This is a genomic window from Streptosporangium sp. NPDC048047, from assembly GCF_040653115.1.
Classification (GTDB): Bacteria; Actinomycetota; Actinomycetes; order Streptosporangiales; family Streptosporangiaceae; genus Streptosporangium.
In genome coordinates, this window is record NZ_JBEZNH010000005.1 from 81,320 (window position 1) to 107,576 (window position 26,257).

The following is a 26,257-nucleotide window of genomic DNA, read 5'->3' on the forward strand; positions in this document are numbered from 1 at the left end:
GGTTCAGCGTAGCGACCGTAGAACCCTTACGATCCTCTTCATAGCGGACAATATGCTGGGTAAATGGGCTCTGGTTTCTACCTCCGATTTCCCCACCTCTCCCGTGACACGCTGACGTTCGTCGCCGACGACGACGTCTGGGCCGCCCCCGTGGACGGCGGGCGCGCCTGGCGCCTGACCTCCGACCGGGCCCCCGCGGCGCATCCCCGCCTCTCCCCGGACGCCACGAAGGTGGCCTGGACGAGCTTCCGCGACGGCGACCCCGAGGTGTACCTCGCGGACCTGGAGTCCGGTTCGGCCGAGAGGCTGACCTACTGGGGGGACATGCGGACCCGTACCCGCGGCTGGACGCCCGGCGGGCGGGTCCTCGCGGTCAGCGCGACCGGGGAGCCGTTCGCCGCCTGGAGCTGGGCCTACGCCATCGGTGACGGCCTGCCCGAGCGGCTGCCGTACGGGCCGGTCACCGACCTGTCGATCGCCGGGGAGAGCGAGGAGGCGGGGGAGGCGGCGGGCGCGGTGGCGCTGCTGACCGGCGCCCTGGGCCGCGACCCGGGCACGTGGAAGCGCTACCGGGGCGGCACCGCCGGCCGGCTGTGGGTACGGCGGGCGGGCGAGGAGTCGTTCACCCGGCTGCTGGCCGACCTCGACGGCCACTTCGCCAACCCGATGCTCGTCGGCGGGCGCCTGGTGTTCCTGTCCGACCACGAGGGGATCGGCAACCTCTACTCCTGCGCCCTGGACGGCACCGGCCTGCGCCGGCACACCGACCACGACGTCTTCTACGCCCGGCACGCCACCACCGACGGCGCCCGGATCGTCTACCAGAACGCCGGCGACCTCCACCTGCTGGACGGCCTGGACGCCGAGACCCGGAAACTCGACGTCAGGCTCGGCTCCCCGGCGCGTGGGCCGCAGCCGTACCGGGTGGACGCCGAACGGCGGCTGCACGACCTGGCGGTGGACGAGACCGGCCGGGCCAGCGCCGTCGAGGTACAGGGGACCGTGCACTGGATCACCCACCGGGACGGCCCGGCGCGGCAGCTCAGCTCCGGCCTGGCCGCAGGGACGCCGCGCCTCCTGGGCGCGGACCGGGTGGTGTGGGTCGTCGACGACGGGCACCGGCAGGGCCTGGAGATCGGGCCGGTCGGCGGCGGGGAGACCCGCAGGATCGCCGAGGGGCTGCTGGGCGAGGTCGGTGACCTGGCCGTCGCGCCCGACGGGAACACGATCGCGGCGGCGGCCAGGGACGGGCGGCTCCTGCTGGTGGACGTCACCTCCGGCGAGGTCGTCGAGCTGACCCGGGCCGAAGGGCAGGTCGACGGGCTGGCCTTCTCGCCCGACTCCGCCTGGCTGGCCTGGTCGCACCCCGAGGCCGACCCGTTGCGCAGGATCCGCCTGGCCCGGCTGGCGGACCGGGTGGTCACCGACGTCACCGACGGCCGGTTCGTGGACACCTCGCCGGCCTTCACCGGCGGCCACCTGGTGTTCCTGTCGCGCCGCGGCTTCGACCCGGTCTACGACGCGCACTCCTTCGACATGTCCTTCCCGTTCGGCCACCGCCCCTACCTGGTGCCGCTGTCGGCGGCCACCCCGTCGCCGTTCGCGCCCAGCGCCGAGGGGCGCCCCGTCGGGTCCTCGGACGACGACGGCGACGGCGACGACAAGGGCGAGGACATCTCCGCCGCCCCCGCGCTCACCGTCGACCTGGAGGGCATCGCCGGCCGGGTCGTGCAGGTGCCGGTCCCCGAGGGCCGCTACTCGGCGCTCAGCGCGGTCAAGGACGGGTTCGTCTGGCTGCGCGAGACGCTGACCGGGGAACTGGGCGAGGACCGCGAGAAGGTGGGGGCCGACGCGCCCAAGCCCGCGCTGGACCGCTACGACCTGGTCAAGCGCAGGTGCGAGGAGATCGTCGACGAGCTCGACGACTACTGGGTGAGCGGCGACGGCACCCACCTCGTCGTCTCCTGTGACGGCGAGCTCACCGTCCACAAGGTCGGCGGCAAGAACGACGACGACGTGACCGTGGACCTGTCGCGGATCCGGGTCACCGCCGATCCCCGCACCCACTGGCGGCTCGCCTACGACCAGTTCGGCCGCCGGATGCGGGCCGACTTCTGGGTCGAGGACATGGCGGACGTCGAGTGGGACGCCGTGCTGGAGGAGTACCGGCCGCTGGTGGAGCGCGTCGCCACCGCCGACGACTTCGCCGACCTGCTCTGGGAGGTCGCCGGCGAGCTCGGCGCCTCGCACGCCTACGTCATGGCGGCCCCGTGGGGGCAGCCGACGTGCGACCGGGTCGGCCTGCTGGGGGCGGACCTGTCCCGGGACGCCGACGGCCGCTGGCGGGTGGACCGGGTGCTGCCGGGCGAGTCGTCGGACGTGCACGCCCGCTCGCCGCTGGCCGCGCCCGGCGCGGCCGTCCGCCCGGGGGAGGGGCTGCTGGCGGTGGACGGCCGCCCGGTGCCGCCGGACGGGCCGGCGCCGCTGCTGGTCGGCGCGGCAGACAAGCCGGTCGAACTGACCCTGGACGGCGGGCGCAAGGCGGTCGTCACCCCGCTCGGCGACGATCGGCGCCTGCGCTACCAGGACTGGGTGAACGGGCGGCGGGCGCGGGTCCGCGAGCTGGGGGAGGGCCGGGTCGGCTACCTGCACATCCCGGACATGGTCGCCGAGGGCTGGGCGCAGTTCCACCGCGACCTGCACCGGGAGATGGCCCGCGAGGCGCTGGTCGTGGACGTCCGTAACAACCGGGGCGGCCACACCTCCGAGCTGGTCATCGAGAAGCTGATCCGCCGCGTCATCGCCTGGGGGAACCCCCGCGGCATGACGCCCCAGACCTACCCCCAGGACGCGCCGCGCGGCCCGCTGGTCGCGGTCGCCGACCGCGACGCCGGGTCCGACGGCGACATCGTCACCGCGGCCTTCAAGTTCCACCGGCTCGGGCCGGTGGTGGGCACCCGCACCTGGGGCGGGGTGATCGGCATCGAGGACGCCCACCGCCTGGCCGACGGGACGCGCTTCACCGTGCCGAAGTACTCCTTCTGGTTCGAGGACCTCGGCTGGGGGGTGGAGAACCACGGCGTCGAGCCGGACGTCGAGAAGGACATCACCCCCGACGACTGGGCCGCCGGACGCGACACCCAGCTGGAGGAGGCCGTACGGCTGGCACTGGCCGCGCTGCGGGAGCGCCCGGCGGTGACCCCGCCCGACCCGGCGACCCGGCCCTCCCGCCGCCGCCCGGTGCTGCCGCCGCGGCCGTAGCGGGCGGCGGCGTCACCGAAAGGCCGTGTCCGCCGTCTCTCCGGAGAGGCCGCCGCCCGTCGCCGGACCCGGTGACGGGCGGCGGGACCACGGCCGTCCGGGAGCCCCGGGAGAGACGACGGGATCGGGCCCGTCCGGTCCTCCGGAGAAAAAGGCCGGCTCCGGCAGAATTTTTTCCCTCCGCCGGGGCAGGCTTTTTCGGTAGGCGGAAGGATCGCGGGGGGTCAGACCATCGTCTTTCACATCACGTAGTCATCGAGCCGCTCCGTGTGACCGCCCCTACGGTCACACGCCACGGTTCTCGTCCGGCCGCATCCCCGGCGGCCGGACACGAGGAGGAGGCATGCGCGTCGCTGAAAACCCCGAAGCACAGGTGGTCGACGTCGGGAACCGTCTCGACGTGGGCACCGTCGCCGAGGTGCGCCCGCGGCTGCACGAAGCCGTCGACACGGGGCACGGTGACCTGATCGCCGACCTCTCCGGGCTGGAGATGATCGACGCCACCGGCCTGGGAGTGCTGGTCGGCACCCACCGGCGCGCGGCGGCCGCCGGACGCCGGCTCATCCTGCGCGGCGTGCCGCCCAGGGTCATGCGCGTTCTGGCGGTGACCCGGCTCAACCGGGTGCTCACCGTCGAGCTCCCGGTGGACGCGGTCGCCTGACCCCGGTCACCTGACCCCCGGTCTCGGGTCTCGGGTCTCCGGTCTCCGGTCTCCGGAAACGGTCCCGGGCGCCGGCGGGCCACCGGGCGGTGGGTCCCCTCACACCACCAAGGCCCGGTGGAAGACGTGCACGGCGGTGTCGATCATGTGGTCCACCTCGGGCGGGTCGTCGGCCAGCACCCATTCGGTGAGCAGCTCATGGATGGCCCCGATGACCCCGATGGCCAGCAGCCGCCGGTCCAGTCCGGCCGGGCCCGCCAGGGCGGGGTCATCGGGACTGATGATCTCGACAGCCTCGCAGAAGCCCGCCAGGGCCTGCTCACGCGCTTTGGCGAGGCAGCCGGCGGCTCGCCGTACCTCCAGGTGCATGAGGCGGGCCCGCCTCCTGTCCTCGGTGACGAAGCCGATGTATCCGCCGATGCCGGCCCTGATCCTTTCGAGCAGCGAGTCGGGGGCCTGCGCGACGGCCTTCGCCACGGACGCCAGTGACTCCTGCACGCACCGGTCGTGCACGGCCTCCATCAGCTCGTCGCGCCCGGAGAAGCACTCGTAGAAGGCGCGGTTCGAAATGCGGGCGGCGGCGCACAGCTGCTCGATCGTCGTCTCCGGGAATCCGAGATCGCAGTAGAGCGTGTACGCCGCGGTCATCAGGCGCTCGCGGCGGTCCGCCAGTCGCTCCTCGGATGACATTCCCCGATAGGGCCGTCCATTCATGTCAAGCTCCCGGTGTCGTCGTGAGCTTGACAATGCATTGCTTTATCACTTCCACCCCAAAGTCATGGCCCCAGAATCCACCATTATGGGTGCAAGATCCGTTTTTCTGGAAGAGTCAGAACGTCATGTATTCCGGTCTTCATGTAAGAAGGTTAGGAGTCTGACCGGTCGGTCAAGCGCTCGGGGAGGCCGGAGCGGAAACGCGAGAACATTTCTCATTTCGGACGGCCATGTGGATTTCCGGAAAAGGCGGCCCGGAGGGCATCCGGAGGACCGGGGAAGGCTTCAGAAGAGCGTGTCGGTGCGCTCGATGCCCCGCAGCGCGTCGTAGTCGAGGGTGACGCAGCGGATGCCGCGGTCCTCGGCGAGCGTCCTGGCCTGCGGCGCGATGGCCTGGGCCGCCAGGATGCCGGAGACGGGGGCGAGCAGCGGGTCGCGGTTCATCAGCTCCAGGTAGCGCGTCAGCTGCTCCACCGCGTCGATGCCCGCGCGGCGCTTGAGCTCCACGGCCACGGTCGAGCCCTCGTGGTCGCGGCACAGGATGTCCACCGGCCCGATCGCCGTCATGTACTCGCGGCGGACCAGCGTCCAGCCCGCGCCGAGCGTGGTGATGTGCTCGGCCAGCAGCTCCTGCAGGTGGGCCTCGACACCATCCTTGATCAGGCCGGGATCGACGCCCAACTCATGGGTGGAGTCGTGGAGGATCTCCTCCATGGTGAGGACGAGCTTCTCGCCGCTCTTGCCGTGGGTCACCGTCCAGGTGCCCTCCTCCTCGCGGAGCCGGCACGGCGGGTTCATCCAGTTGAGCGGTTTGAACGCCCTGTCGTCGGCGTGCACGGACACGCTGCCGTCCGCCTTGATGAGGATGAGCCTCGGCGCCATCGGAAGATGAGCGGTGAGCTTCCCCACGTAATCCACGCTGCATCGCGCGATGACCAGCCGCATGGGGGCCAACCTTACCGCCGGAACACCGGTGCCGGTGGCCACGCCGGCGGATCCGGCGACCCGCACCGGCGTTGAGCTGGATTTGGGGTGGTTTTGGGGAGAGCGGGGGACCTCTGGGAGACTGGTCGGCATGACGCGCAGCTTCGACCGGACCGGAGCGGCCGCCCCCGGCTCGACGGGCGCCGCGGGCGCCGTGACCTCCGTGACCTCCGTGGTTTCCCCGGTCTCCGCGGTTCCCGTGGTCTCCGCCCCCGTGCCGCCGCCCGGCCGCCCCGCCACGGCCGCGGCGCGGAGCGTCCGCGACCTGCCATGAGCCCCCGCCGATCCCGCCGCAAGGATCCCTTCGCCCGCGACGGCCGCGGCGGGCGCGGAGGCTCCGGCCGCCCGCCGTCCTCCCGCCCCGTGGGGACGTTCGTCGCCGGTGTCGACCAGGTCGAGGAGTGGCCGGACGGCGACTGGCACGTACGGCGGGTCACCGGCGCCGGGACGGACAAGACCTACCGCTGCCCCGGCTGCGACCAGGAGATCAGGTCCGGCGTGCCGCACCTGGTGAGCTGGCCCGCCTGGACCGGCGGGGAGGAGGAGCGCAGGCACTGGCACACCGCGTGCTGGCGCCACCGGACCAGACGGGGGCCGGGTCGGACCAGATACTGACCAGATACTGAAAGGCGGCCGTACGGTCCCCGCACCCAGGGCGGCCGACGGAGGCCGACGGAGGCCGTACGGTCCCGTGCCCCGCTGCTCCGGCCACGACACGACGTCACGAAGTGAGGAACACATGGAGATCCGGGCCTCCACGGTGCTGCCCGCGCGCAGGGAGCCGATCGAGCTGGTCACCGCCGACGGGCTGACGCTCGTCGGCGAGCTGGCCCTGCCCGCGGACCGGCCCCCGGCCGCCACGCTGGTCTGCCTGCACCCGCTGCCCACGCACGGCGGCATGATGGACAGCCACATCTACAAGAAGGCGGCCAACCGGCTGCCCGCGCTGGCGGACCTCGCCGTGCTGCGGTTCAACACGCGCGGCACCACCTCCGACCGCGGCACCTCCCAGGGGGCCTTCGGCGGCGGCGAGGACGAGCGCCTCGACGTCGCCGCCGCGCTGGAGTACGCCGAGTTCCACGACCTGCCCCGGGCCTGGCTGGTGGGCTGGTCCTTCGGCACCGAACTGGCGCTGAAGTGGGGTCGCGACCCGCTGGTGGAGGGGGCGATCCTGCTCTCCCCGCCGCTGCACCGGGCCACCGACGCCGACCTCGACGGCTGGGCGGAGTTCGGCCGGCCGCTGACCGCGCTGGTCCCCGAGTTCGACGACTACCTGCGACCGGCCGAGGCCCGCGAGCGCTTCGCCCGGGTGCCCCAGGCCGAGGTGGTCGGGGTGGACGGCGCCAAACACCTGTGGGTCGGCGAGCCGTACGTGCGGATCGTCCTCGACGAGATCGTCCGGCGGGTCAACCCGGCCGCGCACCCCCTGCCCACCGAGGTCCCCGAACCGTAGCGCGGGCCGGCGCGATCCGGCGAGGCCGCCGGACGGCCGGCCTCGCGATGCGCCGGAAGACCGGGGCGCGGGCCGGCGTCTCCGATCCGGCCATGCCGCTTCGCGCGTCAAGGGATGTCAGAACCGGGACGCGCGACTACCGTGGATCTGTGCATCTGTACACCCGGTCGGCGGGCGAAGGACTTCCGGTCGTCCTGCTGCATGCGTTCCCCCTGTCCTCTGCCATGTGGCTGGCCCAGCGCGAGGGCCTGTCCGCGGTCTGCAAGGTCATCACCCCCGACCTGCGCGGCTTCGGCGGCTCGGTGCTCGGGGACGAGGAGCCGTCCCTCGACGTGATGGCCGACGACGTCGCGCGGACGCTCGACCGCGAAGGCGTCGACCGGGCCGTCGTCGGGGGGCTGTCCATGGGCGGCTACGTGACGATGGCCCTGTGCCGCCGCCACCCCGACCGGCTGCTGGGGGTCGTCCTCGCCGACACCAAGGCGAGCGCCGACCCCGACCAGGCCCGGGTCAACCGTGAGCGCATCGCCGCCGCCGTGGTCGAGGACGGCCCGGCCGTACTGCTGGAGGAGGTCCTCCCGCCGCTGGTCGGACGGACCACCGCCGAGCGCCGGGCGATGGTGTACGGCAGGGTGCGCGGGCTGGTCCAGTCGGCCCCGCCGCGGGCGGTCGCCTGGGCCCAGCGGGCCATGGCGGCCCGCCCGGACTCCTTCGACACCCTGCGCGCGCTCAAGGTGCCCGCGCTGGTGCTGGTGGGGGAGGAGGACGGTCTCACCCCGCGGGCCGACGCCGAGGCGATGGCCGGGGCGGTGCCCGACGGGCGGCTGACCGTGATCGAGAAGGCCGGCCACCTGAGCGCGGTCGAGCAGCCGGAGGCGTTCAACCGCGCGCTGGCGGGCTTCGTCGCAGAGCTGGCCGGGCGGGCGCCGCTCGGCGGCTGAGCGGGAACCGGCCCGGGGACGCGGGACCCGGGACGCGCCGGCCCGGGGGCCGGGCGGAACGCGAGGACCCGGGGCGGGGGTTCCGGGACGCCGCGAGGACCCCGAGGCAGGGTTCGGGCGGAACGCGAGGATCCGGGGCGCGGGCTCGGGGACGACGCCGCGAGGGCCCGGGAAGACGAAAAGAAGCCCGGCGATCCACACGGATCGCCGGGCTCCTCCGGTCAGCCGTCTCGACGCCTCCCGATCAGCGGCCCCCTACTCCTGCCACCACTCGGCGTCGTCGTCCTTGGTCTCGGCCTTGGGCGCGGGAGCCGGGGCCGGCGCCGAAGCCGGAGCCGGGGTCTCGGCCGGAGCGGAGATGGCCGGCTTGACCGGGGCCGGGGCGATCGCCGGCTCCGGGTCGGCGGCCGGAAGCGGCGCGCCACCGAGCAGCTGGCGAAGCTGCGCGAGGTGGCTGGTGATGCTGTCGCGCTGCCGGGTCAGCTCGTCGACCTGGCGCTGGGCGACCGAGAGACCCCGCTCGGCCTCGATCTTGGCCTCGGAGACGATCGTCTCGGCGTTCGTCTTCGCCTCGGCCACGAGCTGGTCGGCGTTCTTGCGCGCGTTGGCGAGCAGCTGCTTGGCGTGGGTGTCGGCGTCGCGGCGGGCCTGCTCGGCCTGCTGCGTGGCCTTGGTGGCCCGCTGCTCGGCGGTGGCGGCGCGCTCCTCGGCCTTGGAGACCATCTGCTGGGTGTGGGCCTGCGCGGTGGCGTGGCGCTCGGCCTCCACGCGCTCGGCCTCCTCGCGCCGGGCGGCGAGCTGGATCTCGAACTCGGCCTCGTCCTGGGCCCGCTTGGCCTCCGACTCCTCCAGGACCCGCTGGGCCTGGGCGCGCATCTCGTCGGCCTGGCGCTTGGCGGTGGTGAGGATCTCGTCACGCTCGCGCTTGGTCGAGGCCCGCAGCTGGGCGACCTCGCGCTCGGTGGTGGTGCGCAGCTTGTCGATCTCGCGCTCGGCGTCGGCGCGCTTCTCGGCCACCTCGTGGTCGGCGGTGGCGCGCAGCTTGGCCACCTCGCGCTCGGTGGTGGAGGTCAGCTCGTTGGCCTCGCGGCGGGCGGTCGAGCGGATCTCCTCGGCCTCGCGCTCGGCGGTGGTGCGCATCTCGTCGGCCTCGCGGGTGGCCAGGGCCCGCTTCTCGGCCGCCTCGTTCTCCGCGGCGGCGCGCGCGTCGGCGGCATCGACCTTGGCGGCGGCCCTGATCTCGTTGGCCTCGGACCGGGCGGCCTGGACCAGCTCGGTGGCCTGCTCCTCGGCGAGCCGGAGCAGCTGCTCGATCCGCGCGCCCAGGCCGGAGTAGGTGGGGCGCTCCTGCTCCTGCAGCTGGCGCTGGGAGTCGGCCAGGTCGCGCTGCAGGCTCTGCGCCTGTTCCTTCGCCTGACGCAGCTCGGCGTCGACCTGCTTGAGATGATCATGGACCTGGTGCCGGTCATAGCCACGGAGCACCACGTCGAATTCCCGAGCGGGGGAGTCTTCAAAGAAATTGTTGAGCTGGGCGTCGATGTCGGACTGCATGGAGGCTCGATCCTGGGTTGTCGAGACGGCTACACGGGGCGGACGAAGGATTCGGACACCCGAGCTGGGATCCGTGGCGGGACCCACGTCCGGTGATAGGCCAGCGTACTCTGGAGTTGCCGCGTTGGCGGTCCCCTCTGACTTTCTGCGTGACTTGTTACGTATGAACCTTTCCTGCATGTGACGCGGCACCTGGCAGCCGCGTTGACCGCATCCGGCCGCCACGTGGCCGGGCGCGCCGGCGGCGACCGGCGGGCGCGTTGACCGGACACATTGACCGCTTCCGGCCGCCGCGTTGACCGCTTCCGGCCGTCATCCCGATCGCTCCCGGGTATCACGCCGCCCGCGTCCGCCGGACACGGGCACCCGTGCCCGGCCGTCACGCCGGCTGTGCCCGGCGGGGCCGTCAACGTCCGGCGGGGCCGTCAACGTCCGGCGGGGCCGTCAACGTCCGGCGGGGCCGTCGGCGCCCGGCGGCCGGGCCGTCAGCGTTCGTGGGACGACGTGTCGCCGGTGCCGGGGGCCTGAACCAGCTCGGTCAGCACCCCGCCCATGTCCTTGGGGTGGAGGAAGGCGATCGACGACCCCAGCGTGCCGTGCCGGGGCTCGGCGTCCAGCACCCGGACGCCCCTGCCGCCGATCTCCCGCATCGCCTCCGCCACGTCCGGCACCCCGAACGCCACGTGGTGCACCCCCTCCCCGCGCCTGGCGAGGAACTTCCCGACCGGGGTGTCGGGGCCGAGGGGCTCCAGGAGCTGGATGTAGGAGCCGCCGCCCTCGCCGTCGGCGATGTGCAGCAGCGCCTCCTTGACGCCCTGTTCCTCGTTGGTCTCGCGAGCGACCACCCTGAGGTCGAAGGTGCGCTCGAAGAACGCGATCTTCTCCTCCAGGTCGTGGCAGGCGATCCCCACATGGTCGATGCGCATGAACATATGGACGGCCTCCATGGCGATCGGTTCGGTACTCATGGGTATGGTGGCAAAGTCGTTCGAAGACTCGCCAGGAGGCCCCTGCTCATGTCTGGTTCCGTCATCGTCGCCGGAGCTCGCACCCCCATCGGACGGCTGCTCGGCTCGCTGTCCGGCCTCACCGCCGCCGAGCTCGGCGGCATAGCCATCAAGGCCGCGCTGGAGCGCGCCGGCGTCGCCCCCGAGACCGTGCAGTACGTGATCATGGGTCAGGTCCTGCAGGCCGGGGCGGGGCAGATCCCCTCCCGCCAGGCGGCCGTCCTGGCCGGGATCCCGATGACCGTGCCGTCGCTGACCATCAACAAGGTCTGCCTGTCCGGCCTGGATGCCATCGCCCTGGCCGACCAGCTCATCAGGGCCGGCGAGTTCGACATCGTGGTCGCCGGCGGCATGGAGTCGATGTCGAACGCCCCGCACCTGATGCGCGGCCTGCGCCGGGGCGTCAAGTACGGCGACGCCACCGTCGTCGACTCGATGGCCTACGACGGCCTGACCGACGCCTACGACCAGATCGCGATGGGCGAGTCCACCGAGCGGCACAACGTCCGCCTGGGCCTGACCCGCGAGGAGCAGGACGCCTACTCCGCCCGCTCCCACCAGCTCGCCGCCGCCGCGATCAAGAACGGCGCGCTCGACGACGAGATCGTCCCGGTGCCGGTCCCGCAGCGCAAGGGCGACCCGGTCCTGTTCTCCGCCGACGAGGGCGTGCGCGGTGACACCACCGTCGATGTCCTGTCGCGGCTGCGCCCGTCGTTCGTCCCGGACGGCACCATCACCGCCGGCTCCGCCTCGCAGATCTCCGACGGCGCCTGCGCGGTCGTCGTGATGTCGAAGGCCAAGGCCGAGGAGCTGGGCCTCGACTGGCTCGCCGAGATCGGCGCGCACGGCAACGTCGCGGGTCCGGACAACTCGCTGCAGTCGCAGCCGGCCAACGCCATCAAGCACGCCCTCGCCAAGGAGGGCATCACCGCCGGCGACCTCGACCTGCTGGAGATCAACGAGGCGTTCGCCCAGGTCGTCCTCCAGTCGGTCAAGGAGCTCGACGTCCCGCTGGAGAAGGTCAACGTCAACGGCGGCGGCATCGCCATCGGCCACCCGATCGGCGCGTCCGGCGCCCGCATCGTCCTGACCCTCGCCCACGAGCTGAAGCGCCGGGGCGGCGGGACCGGCGCGGCCGGCCTGTGCGGCGGCGGCGGCCAGGGCGACGCCCTGATCATCCGTGTCCCGTCGGCCTGACGTGGAGACGTCCAGCCCCGCGGCGCGGCGCGACCCGCTGCCCGCGGAGGTCTCCGAACTGGTCGCGCAGGCGCGGCAGGGCCGTCCCCGTGCGGTCGCGCGGCTGATCTCCCTCGTGGAGAACGGCTCGCCGCTGCTCCGGGAGGTCACCGCCGAGCTCTGCGCGGCCCGGCCGCCCCGGGCCCGCGTCATCGGGCTGACCGGCTCCCCGGGCGTGGGCAAGTCCACCTCGACCGCGATGCTGGTCCAGGCGTTCCGCAAGCTCGGCAGGCGGGTCGGGGTCCTCGCCGTGGACCCGTCCTCGCCGTTCACCGGCGGGGCGCTGCTCGGCGACCGGGTGCGCATGCAGGACCACGCCACCGACCCGGAGGTCTTCATCCGGTCGATGGCCAGCCGGGGCCACCTGGGCGGCCTGTCGTGGGCGACGCCGCAGGCGCTGCGGGTCCTGGACGCCGCCGGGTGCGAGGTCGTCCTCGTCGAGACCGTCGGGGTCGGACAGGCCGAGGTGGACATCGCCTCGCTGGCCGACACGACCGTCGTGCTGCTCGCCCCGGGCATGGGCGACGGCGTCCAGGCCGCCAAGGCGGGCATCCTGGAGGTCGCCGACGTGTTCGTGGTGAACAAGGCCGACCGCGACGGCGCCCAGGCGGTCGTGCGCGAGCTGCGCACCATGACCTCCCAGATCGAGGGGCCTTGGCGACCGCCGATCGTGACGACTGTGGCCTCCCGGGGCGAGGGCGCCGAGGACGTCGTCGCCGCCCTCGACGAGCACCTGGCGTACCTGGAGGAGTCGGGCGAGCTCGACCGCAGGCGCCACGTCAGGGCCCGCGACGAGATCGAGGCCATCGCGGTCGCGACGCTCCGCGCCCGCTTCGCCCACCTGCACGGCGACCGGCGGCTCGACGCGCTCGCCGGGCGCGTCGTGTCGGGCGGTCTCGACCCCTACACCGCCGCCGACGAGCTGCTGGACGCCGCCGGCTGACCCCGTGCCCGCCGTACGGCCCGCGCGGCTCGTGCCCGCCGTACGGCCCGCCGGTCCGGGACCGGCGGGCGGAGCCTACGGCCGGCCGTCCAGCGTGACGGTGACCTTCTTGAAGCCCAGGCCGCCCAGCATGCCCTGGAGCATGGCCCTGGTGTTCTGGTCGGCCCGGTCGCGCAGGTCGCTGGCCTGCGCGGCATCGGCGATCTTCTTCTCGGCCAGCTGGTAGAGCTCGCGCTGGTCGCCCGGGGAGGACGACAGGAAGTCCTGGACCCGGTCGAACAGGCCGCGCTGCTGGGCGTAGACGTAGGACCGCCGGTTGTCGAGGTTGGGCTTCTCGAGCTGCGCGTGCGGCAGCTTCACCGTCACCTCCCTGCGGTCGGGCGACACGGTCAGCGCGCCGGAGGACAGGCCGCCGAAGTCGACGTAGGCGTCGACGCCGCCGGCGCCCACGAAGAGGGTCCGGGTGCCCTTGACGGCGTCGGGCAGGAACGCGGCGTCCTTCTCCAGGTCGACGATGACCTGGAAGTTGCCGGTGGCCGCCTCGAAACGGCTGAGGTTGTGGATCGACTGCAGCAGCGCGGGCTGGCTGCGGTCGATCGAGGTCTCGCCGAACGGATTCAGCCGCGTCCAGACCAGCCAGGCGGCTCCGGCGACGATGGCGAGCGTGACGACGACCCCGGCGAGGAAGCGCAGGCCGCGTCGGCGACGCGGCGGGGACGCCCCGGGGGGTGCCTGTGGAGAAGCGTTCACGACGATCTCCTTCCCCCCACGGGGTCCTTCTCACGCCCGCCGGCCCGGCCGTGCCCCCGGAAAGGCCGTCCCGGCAGGCCATCCCGGTGAATCGGAACGGGAGACCGGGGCGGGAGCCGTCTGGCGGCCCGGTGGTCCGGCAGTGATCCGGAAACGGTCCGGAAACGGTCCGGCGGGCCTCAGCGGTCCGGCGCGGTCCGGCCGGCCGGGGCCGTCCGGGGGAGGGGCGGAGCGCCCGCCGCGGTGGGCGCGCCGCCCGGCGTCCCGTAGAGGGCGGACGCCTGGGGCGCCGGCCCGGCGGGCGCCGTGCCCCCGGTCCCCGTCCCTCCGGCCCCGAGGCCCCCGGCTCCCGGATACCCGCCCGCCGGAAGCGGCGCGGCCGGCTGCGCGACCTGCGGTACCTGCCCGCCGAAGTCGCCGCTCTGCAGCCGGCACCCGGCGAACCGGTCGTAGTGCGTCCGCAGCCAGTCGCGCCGCTGGGTGTCGGTGAGACCCGCGAACCACGCGGCGGCGTACTGGTGCTCGGCCAGCGGCCCGCCGGGCAGCGGCCGCCCCGCCAGCCACGCGACCACGATGTCGCGGTACCCCTGGGCGGTGGTGCCGGCGCAGCGGGGGGCCAGGCCCTCGACGAACTCGGCGGCCGCCTGGTCGGCGAACCCGCTGGACAGGTCGTCCACGTGGATCGGCACCGAGCCCGGCGGCAGCGGGGCGTCCTCGCGCCGAGGACGCTGCTCCAGCCGGGAGAACTCCCCGGGCGTCCCGGCCAGCCGGGAGGCGATCCTGACGAACGCCGAGCCCAGCTCGGGCAGTCCGTCGCGCATCCCCGGATGCACGCAGACCATGATCGGCCACTCCTCGCAGCTGTAGACCACCCGCTGCGCGGTGACCGTCCGCGGCTCGTTGAGCAGCCGAGCCATCCCCGCCGCCGCGGCGAGCACGGCGAGCAGCGCGCCGGCCAGCGCGAGCGACCGGCGCGTCACGACCGCGGCCCAGCCGAGCAGCAGCACGGCGCTGATGCCCAGCAGCCAGAACGTCTGGTCGGCGAATGCCGACGTGCTCAGCCCCTGGAAGGGGTCGTACGGCTCGCGTGTGGCCGGGGCGAGCCGGTCGGCCCAGGTCCCGCTCTGGGCGAGCCAGGTGAACAGGCCGTAGCAGCCGAGCCCGGCGATCACCGGGGTGATCGTCCAGGGCAGCAGCCACCCGATCACCCAGCCGACGGTGACGTACAGTGCCAAGCCGGCCATCCCCATGAACAGGCCGCTGGGCGGCAGCCGCCCGGACTGCTCGCCGAGGATCGTCCGGACGGCCAGCACTAGCGCCGTCGCGGCGAACGCCACGGCCGGCACCGCCGCCACCGCCAGCGGCGTGCGCACCGCGCGCCAGGTGGTCGGCAGCCACCGGCCGCTCTCGCGCCGCCTGCGCACCGCCACCCAGGCGGCGAACGCCGCGGACACCGGCCCCGTCAGGCGGAGCGAGCCGATCATGGCGACCACGGTGTTCTCCCAGGCTCCGACGCCGGGTATGAGGACGCTCCACGCCGCGGCCAGCCCCAGCACGAGCAGGACGGCGGCAGCCACCAACGCGCTCTGCTGGAGTTCTTCGCGTGAAACGCCCCTGTGCTCACGCACCGGCGTGCGTGGAACGCATCCACGCCGCGTCGGCCGGCCATGAGCTCGCGTGGCGCACGAGCGCCATCGGATCGTCGTTCATCAAGCACCCCCCGTGCTGTGAATGTGCGGTGGCCGGTCCCCTCGGCAACCGGTCCGGCGTGCATCCCCCGCAGCCGGACTGAGGCGACGCGGCTTTGGCCGCGCCCTCACCATTCGATGTGGGAACCATAACTGAGCGTGACGTTTGGTGCCCGGGTTCTTGGTGAAGCGGTCAAGCTTGTGACTCTACGTATACGGGCGAACCGGGATGAGCGCGCGCTACCGTAGCCCTGTGGCTACAGGTCAGCTGAATCTGCCGTTCGACCCCATCGAGCGAGCCGCCCGGACGTGGCGCGTTCACTTCGGGCCGTCCTCGGCCATGGCCGCCGTCACATCGATCATGAGAGCGCACCAGATCCTGCTCTCGCAACTGGACACGCTACTCAAACCGCATGACTTGACCTTCGCCCGCTACGAGGCGCTGGTCCTGCTGACCTTCAGCAGGACCGGGTCGCTGCCGCTGTCGAAGATCGGCGAGCGCCTGATGGTCCACCCCACGAGCGTGACCAACACCGTCGACCGGCTGGAGCGCGCCGGGCTGGTCCGGCGCATGCCCAACCCGCGCGACGGCCGGGGGGTGCTGGCCGAGATCACCGGCGGGGGACGGAAGGCCGTCGAGGCGGCCACCGCCGACCTGATGGCCGCCGACTTCGCCATGACCATGTACGGCGAGGCCGAGCTGGAGGAGATGTTCGGCCTGCTCCGCACGCTGCGGGTGGCGGCCGGCGACTTCGCGGACTGAGCCCCGGCGGGCCGTACGTCTCCCGGCTCCCCGTGACGGTCCCCGGCCTCCCCGCGCTTCCCGTGGCGGCTCCGATCCTCCCGCGCGCCGGCTCGCCGTGTTCTTCCTCGCGCCTTGACCAGAAATTATTAGGACGTCCTAGTATCTCTCCTAGGGGGATGTCCCGGGCCTCACCCGTCACGAGCGGGCGGCCCGCCGGCGTCCTCCACGAGGCCACGAGCCACGAGGCCACAAGCCGCACACGAGCCGCGAGCCGTACAAGGGAGTTGGCATGAACGCCGAGGAGATCGAGGCAGGGCGGGCGCGCTGGCAGGCGCGGTTCTACCGGACGGCCAGGCGGCCGACGGAGTTCCGGACCCTGTCGGGGCTGGAGGTGGAGCCCGTCTACGGGCCCCAGGGCGACGACCCGCGGATGGAGCGCATCGGCTGGCCGGGGGAGTACCCCTTCACCCGCGGCCTGCACGCCACCGGCTACCGCGGCAAGACCTGGACCATCCGGCAGTTCGCCGGGTTCGGCAACGCCCGGCAGACCAACGAGCGCTACAAGATGATCCTCGCCGCGGGCGGCGGCGGGCTGAGCGTCGCCTTCGACATGCCGACGCTGATGGGCCGCGACTCCGACGACCCGCGCTCGCTCGGCGAGGTGGGCCACTGCGGCGTCGCGATCGACTCCGCGCTCGACATGGACCTGCTCTTCGACGGCATCCCGCTCGGCGACATCACCACCTCGATGACGATCAGCGGCCCGGCCGTGCCGATCTTCTGCATGTACGTCGTCGCCGCCGAGCGGCAGGGCGTGCCGGTCGGCAGGCTGAACGGCACGCTGCAGACCGACATCTTCAAGGAGTACATCGCCCAGAAGGAGTGGCTGTTCGCCCCCGAGCCGCACCTGCGGCTGATCGGCGACCTGATGGAGTACTGCGCCGCCGAGATCCCGGCCTACAAGCCGCTCAGCGTGTCCGGCTACCACATCCGCGAGGCCGGCTCCACGGCCGCGCAGGAGCTGGCCTTCACCCTGGCCGACGGGTTCGGCTACGTCGAGCTCGGCCTGTCGCGGGGCCTGGACGTCGACGTCTTCGGGCCCGGCCTGTCCTTCTTCTTCGACGCGCACATCGACTTCTTCGAGGAGATCGCCAAGTTCCGGGCGGCGCGCCGGATCTGGGCGCGCTGGATGCGCGACGTCTACGGCGCGAAGACGGACAAGGCGCAGTGGCTGCGCTTCCACACCCAGACGGCCGGGGTCTCCCTGACCGCGCAGCAGCCGTACAACAACGTGGTGCGCACCGCCGTCGAGGCGCTCGCGGCGGTGCTCGGCGGCACGAACTCGCTGCACACCAACGCCCTGGACGAGGTCCTCGCGCTGCCCTCGGAGAAGGCCGCCGAGATCGCCCTGCGCACCCAGCAGGTGATCATGGAGGAGACCGAGGTCGTCAACGTCGCCGACCCCCTCGGCGGCTCGTGGTACGTCGAGGCGCTCACCGACCGGATCGAGGCCGAGGCCGAGGCGATCTTCCAGAGGATCCGCGACATGGGCTCCGACGGGACGATGACCTCCGGCATCCTGCGCGGCATCGAGGACGGCTGGTTCATGTCCGAGATCGCCGAGGCCGCCTTCGACTACCAGCGCAAGCTGGAGAAGGGCGACAAGCGGATCGTGGGGGTCAACTGCCACACCTCCTCCGTCGAGGAGCCGCTGGAGATCCTGCGGGTCAGCCACGAGGTCGAGCGCGAGCAGAACCGCGTCCTCGCCGGCCGCCGCGCCGCCCGCGACCAGAGGGCCGTCGACGCGGCGCTGGCCGAGATGACGCGGATCGCCACGGGCGAGGGCAACCTCATCCCGCCGATGCTGGAGGCGGTCCGCGCCGAGGCCACGCTGGGTGAGATCTGCGACGCCCTGCGCGGGGTGTGGGGCGTCTACAGCGAGCCCGCCCGCTTCTGAGAGCCGCCGTCCCCCGCCGGGCCCGTCGTGGAGCGGGCCCGGCGGGAGGCGGGAACCAGGGTGGCGATTCTGCGCGGCCTGCGGGATACGGCAGGATTGGAGTCATGAGCCCAGCGGACTTCAAACGACCCGGATCGCTGTACGGCGCCGTGGATCTCGGCGCGCGCAAGCAGGCAATGGAGGCGCAGGTCAAGCGCGAGGCCGTCGCGCGGGAGGGCGGCGGGACCGCGGCGCAGGTGATCCACGCCGATGACGCCACCTTCGCGACGGAGGTCGTCGAACGCTCCATGAACAGCCTCGTGCTGCTGGAGCTCACGGTGACCCGTGCCGAGCAGGCCAGGGAGTACAGCCTGCTGCTGGAGAAGCTGGCCGCCGAGAACGCCGGCCGGTGGACCCTCGCCCGGGTGGACGTGGAGACCAGCCCGCAGATCGCGCAGGCCCTGCGGGTGCAGAACGTCCCCGCCGTATACGCGATCTTCCAGGGGCAGCCGGTGGCGGTCGCCCCCGGCATCGCCACCGAGGAACAGCTCCGTGACTGGCTGTCGCAGCTCATGGAGGCCCTGGCCCAGTACCTCCAGCCGCCCGCCGAGGGCACCGAGGCGGGGGAGGAGGGCCAGGCCGCCCCGGAGCCGCAGGCCGAGCCGGAGATCATCGCCGCCGAGCAGGCCATCGACGCCGGCGACCTCGAAGGCGCCGTGGCCGCCTACGAGCGGCTGCTGGCCCGCTCCCCGAACGACGTGGACGCCAAGCTGGGGCTGGCCGGGCTCGGCCTGATCCGCCGGACCCAGGACGCCGACCCCGCCGACGTGCAGCGTCGCCTGGCCGACCCCGCCGATATCGAGGCCCAGCTGCTGGCCGCCGACTTCGAGATGCTCTCCGGCGAGGTGGACGCCGCCTTCGACCGGCTCGTCGCGGTGGTGCGCCGTACCTCGGGCGAGGAGCGCGACCGGGCCCGGGTGCACCTGCTCGGGCTGTTCGACACGCTGCCCGCCGAGGATCCGTCCATCGCCCGGGCCCGCCGCAACCTCGCCAACGCCCTCTTCTGAGACCGGCGCCCTCTTCCGGGAACCGTCCGAAGCGGCGGGCCCGGAGAATGCTGAACGCGCTCCCACGGGGCATTGAACGGGCATGCGGGTCGTCACCATCTCCGCGACGTACGGCACCGCCGGAAGCGTGATCGGTCCGGCGGTGGCCGGACGCCTGGGCGTGCCCTTCGTGGACCGGGCGATCCCCGGCGAGGTGGCCGAGGTGCTCGGCTGCACGCTGGAGGAGGCGCTGGCCCGCGACGACCGGGCCGAGCACGGGCTGTCCATGCTGCTGTCGGGGGTCATGCGGCTCCCGGCCGTCACCTTCGGCGGCCTCGACGTCTGTCTCCTGGGGGCGACGCCGCCGCTCCCGGAGGACTTCGTCGCCCACACCGAGCGGGTGATCAGGCGGACGGCGCGCGAGCGCGGCGGGGTGTTCCTCGGCCGCGCCGCGGCGATCGTCCTGGCCGACCACCCCGGCGCGCTGCATGTGCGGCTGGACGCCCCGGTGGCGCGCAGGGTCGTCCAGACCGCGACGCTGACCGGCGTCCCCGAGGAGGAGGCGCGTAGACTCGTGCGCGACGCCGACCGGGCGCGGACCGCCTACGTCCGCCATTTCTACCGCGCGGACCCGGCGTCGGCGACGCTGTACCACCTCGTGCTCGACAGCACGACCGTCCCGGTCGACACGTGCGTGGAGGTCATTGTGACCGCTTCGACGGCGCTGAGCTGACCGGGCTGGCCCGTCCACCCGTCAGGTGATGGCACGATGGATGCATCCTTGAAGCAAGTCAGTCGCAAAGGAGCGGATTGACTGTGGCCACCGTGCCGAGCGTTTCATACTCCATCACCGTGCGCCTGGAGGTGCCGGCCGGCGGCAAGGCCGTCAGCCAGCTCACCCACGCGGTAGAGTCCGCCGGGGGTGTGGTCACCGCGCTCGACGTGACCACGGCGGGCCACGAGACCTTGCGCATCGACGTGACCTGTGCCGCGAGGGACACCGAGCACGCGCAGGCGATCGTCGACAACCTCGGCGGGGTCGAGGGCGTCGTCATCCACAAGGTCTCGGACCGCACCTTCCTCATGCATCTCGGCGGCAAGATCGAGATGAAGTCGAAGGTGCCGCTGCGCAACCGCGACGAGCTGTCCATGGCCTACACCCCCGGCGTCGCCCGGGTCTCGATGGCCATCGCCCGCAACCCCGAGGACGCCCGCCGCCTCACCATCAAGCGCAACAGCGTCGCCGTCGTCACCGACGGCTCGGCCGTGCTGGGCCTGGGCAACATCGGCCCGGCCGCCGCGCTGCCCGTCATGGAGGGCAAGGCCGCGCTGTTCAAGCGGTTCGCCGACATCGACGCCTGGCCGATCTGCCTGGACACCCAGGACGTTGACAAAATCGTCGAGATCGTCCGCTGTATCGCCCCCGGCTTCGGCGGCATCAACCTGGAGGACATCTCCGCGCCGCGCTGCTTCGAGGTGGAGCGGCGGCTGCGCGAGCTGCTGGACATCCCGGTCTTCCACGACGACCAGCACGGCACCGCGATCTGCGTGCTGGCCGCGCTCACCAACGCGCTGCGCGTGGTCGGCAAGGAGCTGGGCCAGGTCCGCATCACCCTCGCCGGCGCCGGCGCCGCGGGTACGGCGGTGCTGCGCCTGCTGATGGCCGCGGGCGCGCGCAACATGATCGTCTGCGACTACCTCGGCGCGGTGCACGGCGGCCGGGACGACCTGGACGACACGCTGCGGTGGATCGCCGACCACACCAACGCCGAGGGCTACGCGGGCGACCTGCGCGGCGCGATCAAGGGCGCGGACGTGTTCATCGGCGTCTCCGCCCCGGGCATCCTCAGCGGCGACGACATCGCCACGATGGCCGACGACGCGGTGGTGTTCGCGCTGGCCAACCCCGAGCCCGAGGTCTCCCCGGACGACGCCCGCGAGCACGCCGCCGTGGTCGCCACCGGCCGCTCCGACTACCCGAACCAGATCAACAACGTGCTGGCCTTCCCCGGAGTCTTCCGCGGCCTGCTCGACGCCCAGGCCAACATCGTCAGCGAGGAGATGCTGCTCGCGGCGGCCAAGGCGCTCGCCGCCGTCGTCACCGACGAGGAGCTGGGCCCGAACTACATCATCCCCAGCGTCTTCCACGCCGACGTGGCCGGCGCCGTCGCGGCGGCCGTGCGCGAGTCGGCGGGCGGCCGGGCACGCAGCGGCATGACCGAGGCCTGACGGAGAGGTCCCCGCCGAGGGCCTCCGGGCGGTGGGACCCGGGATCGCCGGTCCCCGGCCCCACCATCCGGGGCCCGGCGCCGGTGGGGCCCACGGTCACCCCGTCCGATCCGCCACCGACAGGACGATCTTCCCGGTGGTACGGCCCGACTCGCCCAGCCGGTGCGCCTCGGCCGCCCGGGAGAGGGGGAGCACCGTCTCCACGCGCACGCGCAGTTCACCGCTCTCCAGCAGTACGGCGATCCTGCGCATGCCATCGTGGTCGGGCTCGACCAGCATGAATCCCGCGCGGATTCCCAGCTCTCGTGCCTGCGGAACCAGATCGTCCCCTCCATGCGGCAGCGATACCAGCACGCCACCCTCGCTCAGCACCCGCAGCGAGCGCGCGCCGTACGCACCGCCCACCGCGTCGATGACGACGTCCACCTGATCCACGGCGGTGACGAAGTCGACCGCGGTGTAGTCGATCACCTCGTCGGCGCCCAGGTCGCGCAGGAAACCGTGTTTGGCCGTCCGCGCCGTGCCGATGACATGCGCGCCCAGATGCTTGGCCAACTGCACCGCGAAGTGGCCGACGCCGCCCGCCGCCGCGTGGACCAGCACGCGCTGCCCGGGGTGGACACCGGCGGTGTCCACCAGCGCCTGCCAGGCGGTGAGCGCCGCCAGTGGGACGGCGGCCGCCTCCACGTGGCTCACGTTCGCCGGCTTGCGAGCGAAGTGCCGGGCCGGTGCGGTGACGTATTCGGCGTAGGCGCCCGCCTGACGGGGGAAGCACAGGAAGCCGAACACCTCATCGCCCGGTGCGAGGATCCGCACGCCGAGCCCCACCTCTTCGACGACTCCGGAGACGTCGTAGCCGAGGACGGGTGGGTCGCCCCAGGGTACGAACCCGCCGGTGGCCCGTGACTTCCAGTCGATGGGGTTCACCCCGGCCGCGTGAACCCGCACCAGCACCTCGGTGGGCAGCGGATCCGGCCGGGGAAGCTCGACCTCGGTGAGAACCTCGGGACGGCCCCAGCTCAGGGGCGTGATCGCACGCATCATGGGCTCAGCCTCGCCGGGGCCGGGCGCCTCCGCCAGCGGCCCGCATGCCAGCATGCGCAAGAATCGGGCCATGCATCGCGTCGCCGTCCTCGCTCTCGACGGGGTGGTCCCGTTCGAGCTCAGCCTGGCCGCCCGGATCTTCGGCACCGCCGAGGGACTGTACGAGGTGATCACCTGCAGCCTGGACGGTGCGCCGGTCGCGACCGGCGCGGACTACTCGGTTGTGGTCGCGCACGACGCGAGCGTGCTGGCCGAGGCCGACACCGTGGTCGTTCCGGGGTCGGAGGCGCACGCCGCGTTCACCGGGCCGCACGCGCTGCCCGAGCCGCTGGCGATCGCGCTCGGCACGATCCGCCCCGGCAGCCGGCTCGTGACGATCTGCATCGCCACCTATGTGCTGGCCGCGGCGGGATTGCTGGACGGACGGCCGGCCACCACGCACTGGCGGCACGCGGCGCACTTCCGGCGGCACTATCCCCGGGTGAGGCTCGACCCCGGCGTGTTGTTCGTCGACGACGGCGACGTACTGACCAGCGCCGGTGCGGCCGCCGGGCTGGATCTGTGCCTGCACATGCTCCGCCGTGACCACGGCAGTGACCTGGCCAACCAGGTGGCCCGCCGGTGTGTGGTGCCACCCTGGCGTGACGGCGGGCAGGCGCAGTACGTCGAGCGTCCGCTGCCCACGTCCTCCGATGCCTCTGTCGCCGCCACCCGTGAGTGGGCGATGCGGCACCTGGGTGAACCGCTGTCACTGGTCACGCTGGCCGATCACGCACGGATGAGCCTTCGCACCTTCACCCGCCGGTTCCGCGCGGAGACCGGGACCAGTCCTGGACGGTGGCTCCTGCAGCAGCGTCTCGATCTCGCCCGTACCTTGCTGGAGGCAGGGGACCTGCCGGTGGACCGGGTGGCGACGCGATCGGGGTTCGGCACGGCCGCCTCGCTCCGGCGGCACTTCGCGGCGGGGATCGGCGTCTCACCCGTCGCCTACCGGCGCACATTCCGGCGGGAGGCCGCCGTCGCGGTGAGCACCGAGTGCTTTTCCGGGAATCCGGAGCCGGGGTGAGCGGCGCGAAGCGGGCCGTACCCCTCATCATGGATGTATGGCGGAAGCGATCTACGTCGGTGGGCTGCTGGTGGCCGCGCCGCAACTCGACGACCCCAACTTCCGGCGCAGCGTCGTCCTGATCCTGGAGCACGACGCCGAGGGCGGCACCCTGGGCGTGGTGCTCAACCGGCCCAGCGACATCTCGGTGACGCAGGTGCTGCCGACCTGGGACACGATGGTCACCGGGCCGCCCGTGCTGTTCCAGGGCGGTCCCGTGCAGACCGACAGCGCCCTGGCGCTGGCCGCGGTCCCGAGCGGGCAGGAGCCGCTCGGCTGGCGGAGGCTGCACGCCGGCACCCCGGCGGTGTCGCGGCTGGGCACGGTCGACCTCGACGCCCCGCCGGAGATCCTCGCCGGTGAGATCGCCCAGATGCGGATCTTCGCGGGATACTCCGGGTGGACCGCCGGGCAGCTGGAGACCGAGATCGGGGAGGGCGCCTGGTACGTCGTGGACGCCGAACCCGGCGACACGTTCTACCCCGACCCCGGCTCGCTGTGGCGGGCGGTGCTGCGCCGCCAGCCGGGCGAGCTGGCCTACGTCGCGACCTGCCCCGACGACCCCTCCATGAACTAGCCCTCGCCGGGCGCGGGGCGGTCCCAGCCGGGGCGCAGCGAGCGCTCGGCCAGCCTGAGCATCCGCTCCACGTGGCGGGTCAGGTCGGCGAGGTCGTTGAGCTCACCCGGCCCGCACGCCTCCAGGCCGATCCGGACGGCGGAGGTGAACAGCGAGACGACGAAGTGGGGGAGCAGGTCGCCGGGGTCCTTGCCCTCGCGCCGGGCGATCTCGGCGGCCAGCATCCGCTCGTTCTGCATCATCATGCGCACACCGCCGGCGAAGAGCGCCGGGGTGCTCTCGATCAGCTCACGCGCCTTGAGGAACCTGCTCCGGTCGGCGATGTCGGACTGCTCCATCAGCGTGATCATCGCGTGCATCGCGCGGCCCAGTGCGTTGAACGGGGACTCCTCCGCGGGCCTGGCGGCCAGCTCGGCGAGCAGGATCTCGTGTGCGTCGGCGTCCAGAGAGAGTGCGACGTCCTCCTTGGTCGCGAAGTAGCGGAAGAAGGTGCGGGGGGAGACGTCGACCGCGGCGGCGATCTGGTCGACCGTCGTGGTGTCGTAGCCCTGCTCGGCGAACAGGTCGAGGGCTGCGTCGACCAGCGCCTGCCGCGTCCTCTGTTTCTTGCGTTCACGCAGGCCGGGGCGGCTCATCTCTGTCACCTCTTCGAAACGTGGTGTTCACAGTGTGCCACACGTCACTGGGTGACAAAGTAAGCGGTTTGCCAGTTGTCAGTGACTGCCATAAATTACCCCCGTATGACGCCTCATCCGGGGCGGCCGAGCGCAAGGGGGAATTATCCATGGCAGAAGCCGAGACGGTGACCGCGCCGTCGCCCGACGTCGATCCGCCGCCGGTTCAACGGCATCCGTGGCTCACCCTCCTCGCGGTCTCGCTCGGCGTGATCATGGTGATGCTCGACGGCACCGTCGTCGCCATCGCCAACCCGGTGATCGCCACGGACCTGAAGGCGTCCCTCGCCGACCTCCAGTGGGTGACCAGCGGCTACCTGCTCGCCCTCGCGGTGTTCCTGATCACCGCGGGCAAGCTCGGCGACCTGTTCGGGCACAAGATGATCTTCCTGGTCGGGGTCGCCGGCTTCGCCCTCTCCTCGCTCGCGATCGGCCTCAGCTCCTCGGTCGGCATGCTGATCGCGCTGCGCGTGCTCCAGGGCCTGTTCGGCGCGATGCTCCAGCCCGCCGCGCTCGCGCTGCTGCGCGTCGCCTTCCCCGGTGAGCGGCTGAAGACCGCGATGGGCGCCTGGGGCGGCATCATCGGCCTGTCCAGCGCCGCCGGCCCGATCGTCGGCGGCCTGCTCGTCGAGCACGTGAGCTGGCAGTCGGTCTTCTTCATCAACGTCCCGGTCGGCGCCGTCGCCCTGGCCATGGGCCTGTGGGTGCTCGTCGAGAGCAGGGCGCAGACCCTGTCCAAGGTCGACTGGCTGGGCGTCCTGCTGCTGTCACTCACGATGTTCTCCCTGGTCTGGGCCATCATCAAGGCCCCCGAATGGGGCTGGGGCGACCCGCTGACCATCGGCTTCCTGGCCGCCGCCGTGGTGCTCGGCGCCGTGTTCGTGTGGTGGCAGCGCCGCGCCGCCGAACCGCTGCTGCCGCTCAGCCTCTTCGGCAACGCCTCGGTCTCCATCGGCACCGGCCTGATGGTGCTGGTCGCGTTCTCCATGTTCGGCGCGATGTTCTTCCTGACGTTCTTCTTCCAGGGCGTGCACGGGCTCTCGCCCATGGACTCGGGCCTGCGCATGCTGCCGATGAGCGCTGGAATGATCTTCGCCTCACCGCTCGCCGCCGTGCTGATCGGCAAGCTGGGTCCCAGGGTGACGATCTCGGGTGGCATGCTCGTCACCGCCCTGGCGATGTTCCTGCTGTCGCGGCTCAGCCTCGACGCCGCCTTCATCGACAGCGCGATCCCGTTCGTGCTGCTGGCCTTCGGGCTCTCGCCGGTCTTCGTCGGCGCCACCGAGATCATCGTCGGCAACTCGCCCGAGGAGCTCAGCGGCGTCGCGGGCGGCGTCCAGCAGTCGGCCATGCAGGTAGGCGGCGCGCTCGGCACCGCGATCCTCGGCGCGATCGTCTCGGCCCGGGTCGCCGACGTCTACCCGCGGCACTGGGCCGACACCGGCCTCCCGGCGCTGCCGCCCGAGCAGGCCGAACCGCTGAAGGCACTGGCCCAATACGGCGGCGCGCCCACCGCCCAGCAGATGCCGGGCGTGCCCGAGCAGGTCATCCGGGGCATCACCGACGTCTCGCACCTGTCCTTCCTGGACGGCATGCACCTCGGTTTCACGGTCAGCACGGCGGTCGCGGTCCTCGCCGCGGTGTTCGCCCTGTTCGTCAGGGCGGGCCGCAAGACCGCCGACGCCCCGATCCACATGGGCTGACCCGCCGGA

Annotated in this window: 24 protein-coding genes; 16 read left to right on the forward strand and 8 right to left on the reverse strand. The window is 72.6% G+C overall.

The genetic code is table 11. The annotated features are described in order from the left end of the window. Positions 1-63 precede the first annotated feature (63 nt). Together AB0D67_RS06125 and AB0D67_RS06130 are read left to right on the forward strand one after the other, a co-directional pair. A complete protein-coding gene (locus AB0D67_RS06125) occupies positions 64-3,261 on the forward strand; it encodes a S41 family peptidase (protein WP_362930473.1) in 3,198 nt (1,065 codons plus the stop codon). A gap of 343 nt (positions 3,262-3,604) precedes the next feature. Continuing rightward, positions 3,605-3,922 carry an STAS domain-containing protein gene (locus AB0D67_RS06130; protein ID WP_362930475.1) on the forward strand — a complete coding sequence of 106 codons (318 nt, stop codon included), beginning with the start codon at positions 3,605-3,607 and terminating at the stop codon, positions 3,920-3,922. Positions 3,923-4,021: 99 nt separating this feature from the next. Here the strand turns inward: AB0D67_RS06130 and AB0D67_RS06135 are convergent, their stop codons facing one another. Further along, positions 4,022-4,612, reverse strand: a complete 591-nt coding sequence (locus AB0D67_RS06135; protein ID WP_362930477.1) for a TetR/AcrR family transcriptional regulator — start codon at positions 4,610-4,612, stop codon at positions 4,022-4,024. 309 nt (positions 4,613-4,921) lie between these two features. Beyond that, positions 4,922-5,581, reverse strand: coding sequence for an endonuclease NucS (gene nucS, locus AB0D67_RS06140; protein ID WP_362930479.1), 660 nt, complete (start codon positions 5,579-5,581; stop codon positions 4,922-4,924). A gap of 130 nt (positions 5,582-5,711) precedes the next feature. Between nucS and AB0D67_RS06145 the strand changes: the two genes are divergently transcribed. The 4 genes from AB0D67_RS06145 (at position 5,712) to AB0D67_RS06160 (ending at position 8,014) form a co-directional block, all read left to right on the forward strand. Next, positions 5,712-5,894 carry a hypothetical protein gene (locus AB0D67_RS06145; RefSeq protein ID WP_362930481.1) on the forward strand — a complete coding sequence of 61 codons (183 nt, stop codon included), beginning with the start codon at positions 5,712-5,714 and terminating at the stop codon, positions 5,892-5,894. Continuing rightward, a complete protein-coding gene (locus tag AB0D67_RS06150) occupies positions 5,891-6,235 on the forward strand; it encodes an ATP/GTP-binding protein (protein ID WP_362930483.1) in 345 nt (114 codons plus the stop codon). Before AB0D67_RS06145 ends, AB0D67_RS06150 begins: the two co-directional genes overlap by 4 nt. Positions 6,236-6,359: 124 nt before the next feature. Then, positions 6,360-7,073, forward strand: a complete 714-nt coding sequence (locus tag AB0D67_RS06155; protein WP_362930485.1) for an alpha/beta hydrolase — start codon at positions 6,360-6,362, stop codon at positions 7,071-7,073. 149 nt (positions 7,074-7,222) lie between these two features. Further along, positions 7,223-8,014, forward strand: a complete 792-nt coding sequence (locus tag AB0D67_RS06160) for an alpha/beta fold hydrolase (protein ID WP_362930487.1) — start codon at positions 7,223-7,225, stop codon at positions 8,012-8,014. A 255-nt stretch (positions 8,015-8,269) separates the two neighbouring features. Here AB0D67_RS06160 and AB0D67_RS06165 read toward each other — a convergent pair whose 3' ends face one another. Further along, a complete protein-coding gene (locus tag AB0D67_RS06165) occupies positions 8,270-9,565 on the reverse strand; it encodes a DivIVA domain-containing protein (RefSeq protein WP_362930489.1) in 1,296 nt (431 codons plus the stop codon). A 485-nt stretch (positions 9,566-10,050) separates the two neighbouring features. Next, positions 10,051-10,497 carry a methylmalonyl-CoA epimerase gene (mce, locus tag AB0D67_RS06170; protein ID WP_362930781.1) on the reverse strand — a complete coding sequence of 149 codons (447 nt, stop codon included), beginning with the start codon at positions 10,495-10,497 and terminating at the stop codon, positions 10,051-10,053. A gap of 84 nt (positions 10,498-10,581) precedes the next feature. On the opposite strand from mce, the gene AB0D67_RS06175 reads away from it, so the two are divergent. Continuing rightward, positions 10,582-11,769 (forward strand): acetyl-CoA C-acetyltransferase, encoded by a 1,188-nt coding sequence (locus tag AB0D67_RS06175; RefSeq protein WP_362930491.1) that lies wholly within the window; start codon positions 10,582-10,584, stop codon positions 11,767-11,769. 1 nt (position 11,770) lies between these two features. Then, on the forward strand, positions 11,771-12,751 hold the full coding sequence (meaB, locus tag AB0D67_RS06180) for a methylmalonyl Co-A mutase-associated GTPase MeaB (protein ID WP_362930493.1): 981 nt from the start codon (positions 11,771-11,773) through the stop codon (positions 12,749-12,751). Between the two features lie 75 nt (positions 12,752-12,826). Here meaB and AB0D67_RS06185 read toward each other — a convergent pair whose 3' ends face one another. Together AB0D67_RS06185 and AB0D67_RS06190 are read right to left on the reverse strand one after the other, a co-directional pair. Next, entirely contained in the window at positions 12,827-13,501 is a 675-nt protein-coding gene (locus AB0D67_RS06185; RefSeq protein WP_362930495.1) for a DUF4230 domain-containing protein, read from the reverse strand. Between the two features lie 179 nt (positions 13,502-13,680). After that, positions 13,681-15,078 carry a hypothetical protein gene (locus tag AB0D67_RS06190; protein ID WP_362930497.1) on the reverse strand — a complete coding sequence of 466 codons (1,398 nt, stop codon included), beginning with the start codon at positions 15,076-15,078 and terminating at the stop codon, positions 13,681-13,683. A 340-nt stretch (positions 15,079-15,418) separates the two neighbouring features. Here AB0D67_RS06190 and AB0D67_RS06195 point away from each other — a divergent pair, with 340 nt between their 5' ends. The 5 genes from AB0D67_RS06195 (at position 15,419) to AB0D67_RS06215 (ending at position 21,145) form a co-directional block, all read left to right on the forward strand. Next, complete coding sequence (locus AB0D67_RS06195; RefSeq protein ID WP_362930499.1) at positions 15,419-15,952, forward strand: MarR family transcriptional regulator; 534 nt, start codon at positions 15,419-15,421, stop codon at positions 15,950-15,952. Positions 15,953-16,223: 271 nt separating this feature from the next. After that, positions 16,224-17,891 carry a methylmalonyl-CoA mutase family protein gene (locus tag AB0D67_RS06200; RefSeq protein ID WP_362930501.1) on the forward strand — a complete coding sequence of 556 codons (1,668 nt, stop codon included), beginning with the start codon at positions 16,224-16,226 and terminating at the stop codon, positions 17,889-17,891. A gap of 104 nt (positions 17,892-17,995) precedes the next feature. Further along, positions 17,996-18,937 carry a tetratricopeptide repeat protein gene (locus AB0D67_RS06205; RefSeq protein WP_362930503.1) on the forward strand — a complete coding sequence of 314 codons (942 nt, stop codon included), beginning with the start codon at positions 17,996-17,998 and terminating at the stop codon, positions 18,935-18,937. An 82-nt stretch (positions 18,938-19,019) separates the two neighbouring features. Then, a complete protein-coding gene (locus tag AB0D67_RS06210; protein WP_362930505.1) occupies positions 19,020-19,649 on the forward strand; it encodes a cytidylate kinase-like family protein in 630 nt (209 codons plus the stop codon). Between the two features lie 83 nt (positions 19,650-19,732). Further along, complete coding sequence (locus AB0D67_RS06215) at positions 19,733-21,145, forward strand: NAD-dependent malic enzyme (RefSeq protein ID WP_362930783.1); 1,413 nt, start codon at positions 19,733-19,735, stop codon at positions 21,143-21,145. 96 nt (positions 21,146-21,241) lie between these two features. Here the strand turns inward: AB0D67_RS06215 and AB0D67_RS06220 are convergent, their stop codons facing one another. Beyond that, the gene (locus tag AB0D67_RS06220) at positions 21,242-22,186 is read right to left on the reverse strand and encodes an NADP-dependent oxidoreductase (protein WP_362930785.1); all 945 of its coding nucleotides are present in this window, start codon (positions 22,184-22,186) and stop codon (positions 21,242-21,244) included. Positions 22,187-22,259: 73 nt separating this feature from the next. Here AB0D67_RS06220 and AB0D67_RS06225 point away from each other — a divergent pair, with 73 nt between their 5' ends. Together AB0D67_RS06225 and AB0D67_RS06230 are read left to right on the forward strand one after the other, a co-directional pair. Beyond that, positions 22,260-23,255 (forward strand): helix-turn-helix domain-containing protein, encoded by a 996-nt coding sequence (locus AB0D67_RS06225; protein WP_362930507.1) that lies wholly within the window; start codon positions 22,260-22,262, stop codon positions 23,253-23,255. 37 nt (positions 23,256-23,292) lie between these two features. Then, complete coding sequence (locus AB0D67_RS06230; protein WP_362930509.1) at positions 23,293-23,871, forward strand: YqgE/AlgH family protein; 579 nt, start codon at positions 23,293-23,295, stop codon at positions 23,869-23,871. On the opposite strand, the gene AB0D67_RS06235 is transcribed toward AB0D67_RS06230, so the two are convergent. Continuing rightward, positions 23,868-24,506, reverse strand: coding sequence for a TetR family transcriptional regulator (locus AB0D67_RS06235; protein WP_362930511.1), 639 nt, complete (start codon positions 24,504-24,506; stop codon positions 23,868-23,870). The two genes, AB0D67_RS06230 and AB0D67_RS06235, sit on opposite strands and share 4 nt — an antisense overlap. A gap of 149 nt (positions 24,507-24,655) precedes the next feature. On the opposite strand from AB0D67_RS06235, the gene AB0D67_RS06240 reads away from it, so the two are divergent. Beyond that, on the forward strand, positions 24,656-26,248 hold the full coding sequence (locus AB0D67_RS06240) for a DHA2 family efflux MFS transporter permease subunit (protein WP_362930513.1): 1,593 nt from the start codon (positions 24,656-24,658) through the stop codon (positions 26,246-26,248). Positions 26,249-26,257: the final 9 nt, after the last annotated feature.

Excerpts from the sequence above, each read along its gene's own strand:
- AB0D67_RS06125 (WP_362930473.1), top strand. The coding sequence starts at position 64 with ATGGGCTCTGGTTTCTACCTCCGATTTCCCCACCTCTCCCGTGACACG.
- AB0D67_RS06130 (WP_362930475.1), top strand. The coding sequence starts at position 3,605 with ATGCGCGTCGCTGAAAACCCCGAAGCACAGGTGGTCGACGTCGGGAAC.
- AB0D67_RS06135 (WP_362930477.1), bottom strand. The coding sequence starts at position 4,612 with ATGTCATCCGAGGAGCGACTGGCGGACCGCCGCGAGCGCCTGATGACC.
- nucS (WP_362930479.1), bottom strand. The coding sequence starts at position 5,581 with ATGCGGCTGGTCATCGCGCGATGCAGCGTGGATTACGTGGGGAAGCTC.
- AB0D67_RS06145 (WP_362930481.1), top strand. The coding sequence starts at position 5,712 with ATGACGCGCAGCTTCGACCGGACCGGAGCGGCCGCCCCCGGCTCGACG.
- AB0D67_RS06150 (WP_362930483.1), top strand. The coding sequence starts at position 5,891 with ATGAGCCCCCGCCGATCCCGCCGCAAGGATCCCTTCGCCCGCGACGGC.
- AB0D67_RS06155 (WP_362930485.1), top strand. The coding sequence starts at position 6,360 with ATGGAGATCCGGGCCTCCACGGTGCTGCCCGCGCGCAGGGAGCCGATC.
- AB0D67_RS06165 (WP_362930489.1), bottom strand. The coding sequence starts at position 9,565 with ATGCAGTCCGACATCGACGCCCAGCTCAACAATTTCTTTGAAGACTCC.
- mce (WP_362930781.1), bottom strand. The coding sequence starts at position 10,497 with ATGTTCATGCGCATCGACCATGTGGGGATCGCCTGCCACGACCTGGAG.
- AB0D67_RS06175 (WP_362930491.1), top strand. The coding sequence starts at position 10,582 with ATGTCTGGTTCCGTCATCGTCGCCGGAGCTCGCACCCCCATCGGACGG.
- AB0D67_RS06195 (WP_362930499.1), top strand. The coding sequence starts at position 15,419 with ATGAGCGCGCGCTACCGTAGCCCTGTGGCTACAGGTCAGCTGAATCTG.
- AB0D67_RS06200 (WP_362930501.1), top strand. The coding sequence starts at position 16,224 with ATGAACGCCGAGGAGATCGAGGCAGGGCGGGCGCGCTGGCAGGCGCGG.
- AB0D67_RS06205 (WP_362930503.1), top strand. The coding sequence starts at position 17,996 with ATGAGCCCAGCGGACTTCAAACGACCCGGATCGCTGTACGGCGCCGTG.
- AB0D67_RS06210 (WP_362930505.1), top strand. The coding sequence starts at position 19,020 with ATGCGGGTCGTCACCATCTCCGCGACGTACGGCACCGCCGGAAGCGTG.
- AB0D67_RS06220 (WP_362930785.1), bottom strand. The coding sequence starts at position 22,186 with ATGCGTGCGATCACGCCCCTGAGCTGGGGCCGTCCCGAGGTTCTCACC.
- AB0D67_RS06225 (WP_362930507.1), top strand. The coding sequence starts at position 22,260 with ATGCATCGCGTCGCCGTCCTCGCTCTCGACGGGGTGGTCCCGTTCGAG.
- AB0D67_RS06230 (WP_362930509.1), top strand. The coding sequence starts at position 23,293 with ATGGCGGAAGCGATCTACGTCGGTGGGCTGCTGGTGGCCGCGCCGCAA.
- AB0D67_RS06235 (WP_362930511.1), bottom strand. The coding sequence starts at position 24,506 with ATGAGCCGCCCCGGCCTGCGTGAACGCAAGAAACAGAGGACGCGGCAG.
- AB0D67_RS06240 (WP_362930513.1), top strand. The coding sequence starts at position 24,656 with ATGGCAGAAGCCGAGACGGTGACCGCGCCGTCGCCCGACGTCGATCCG.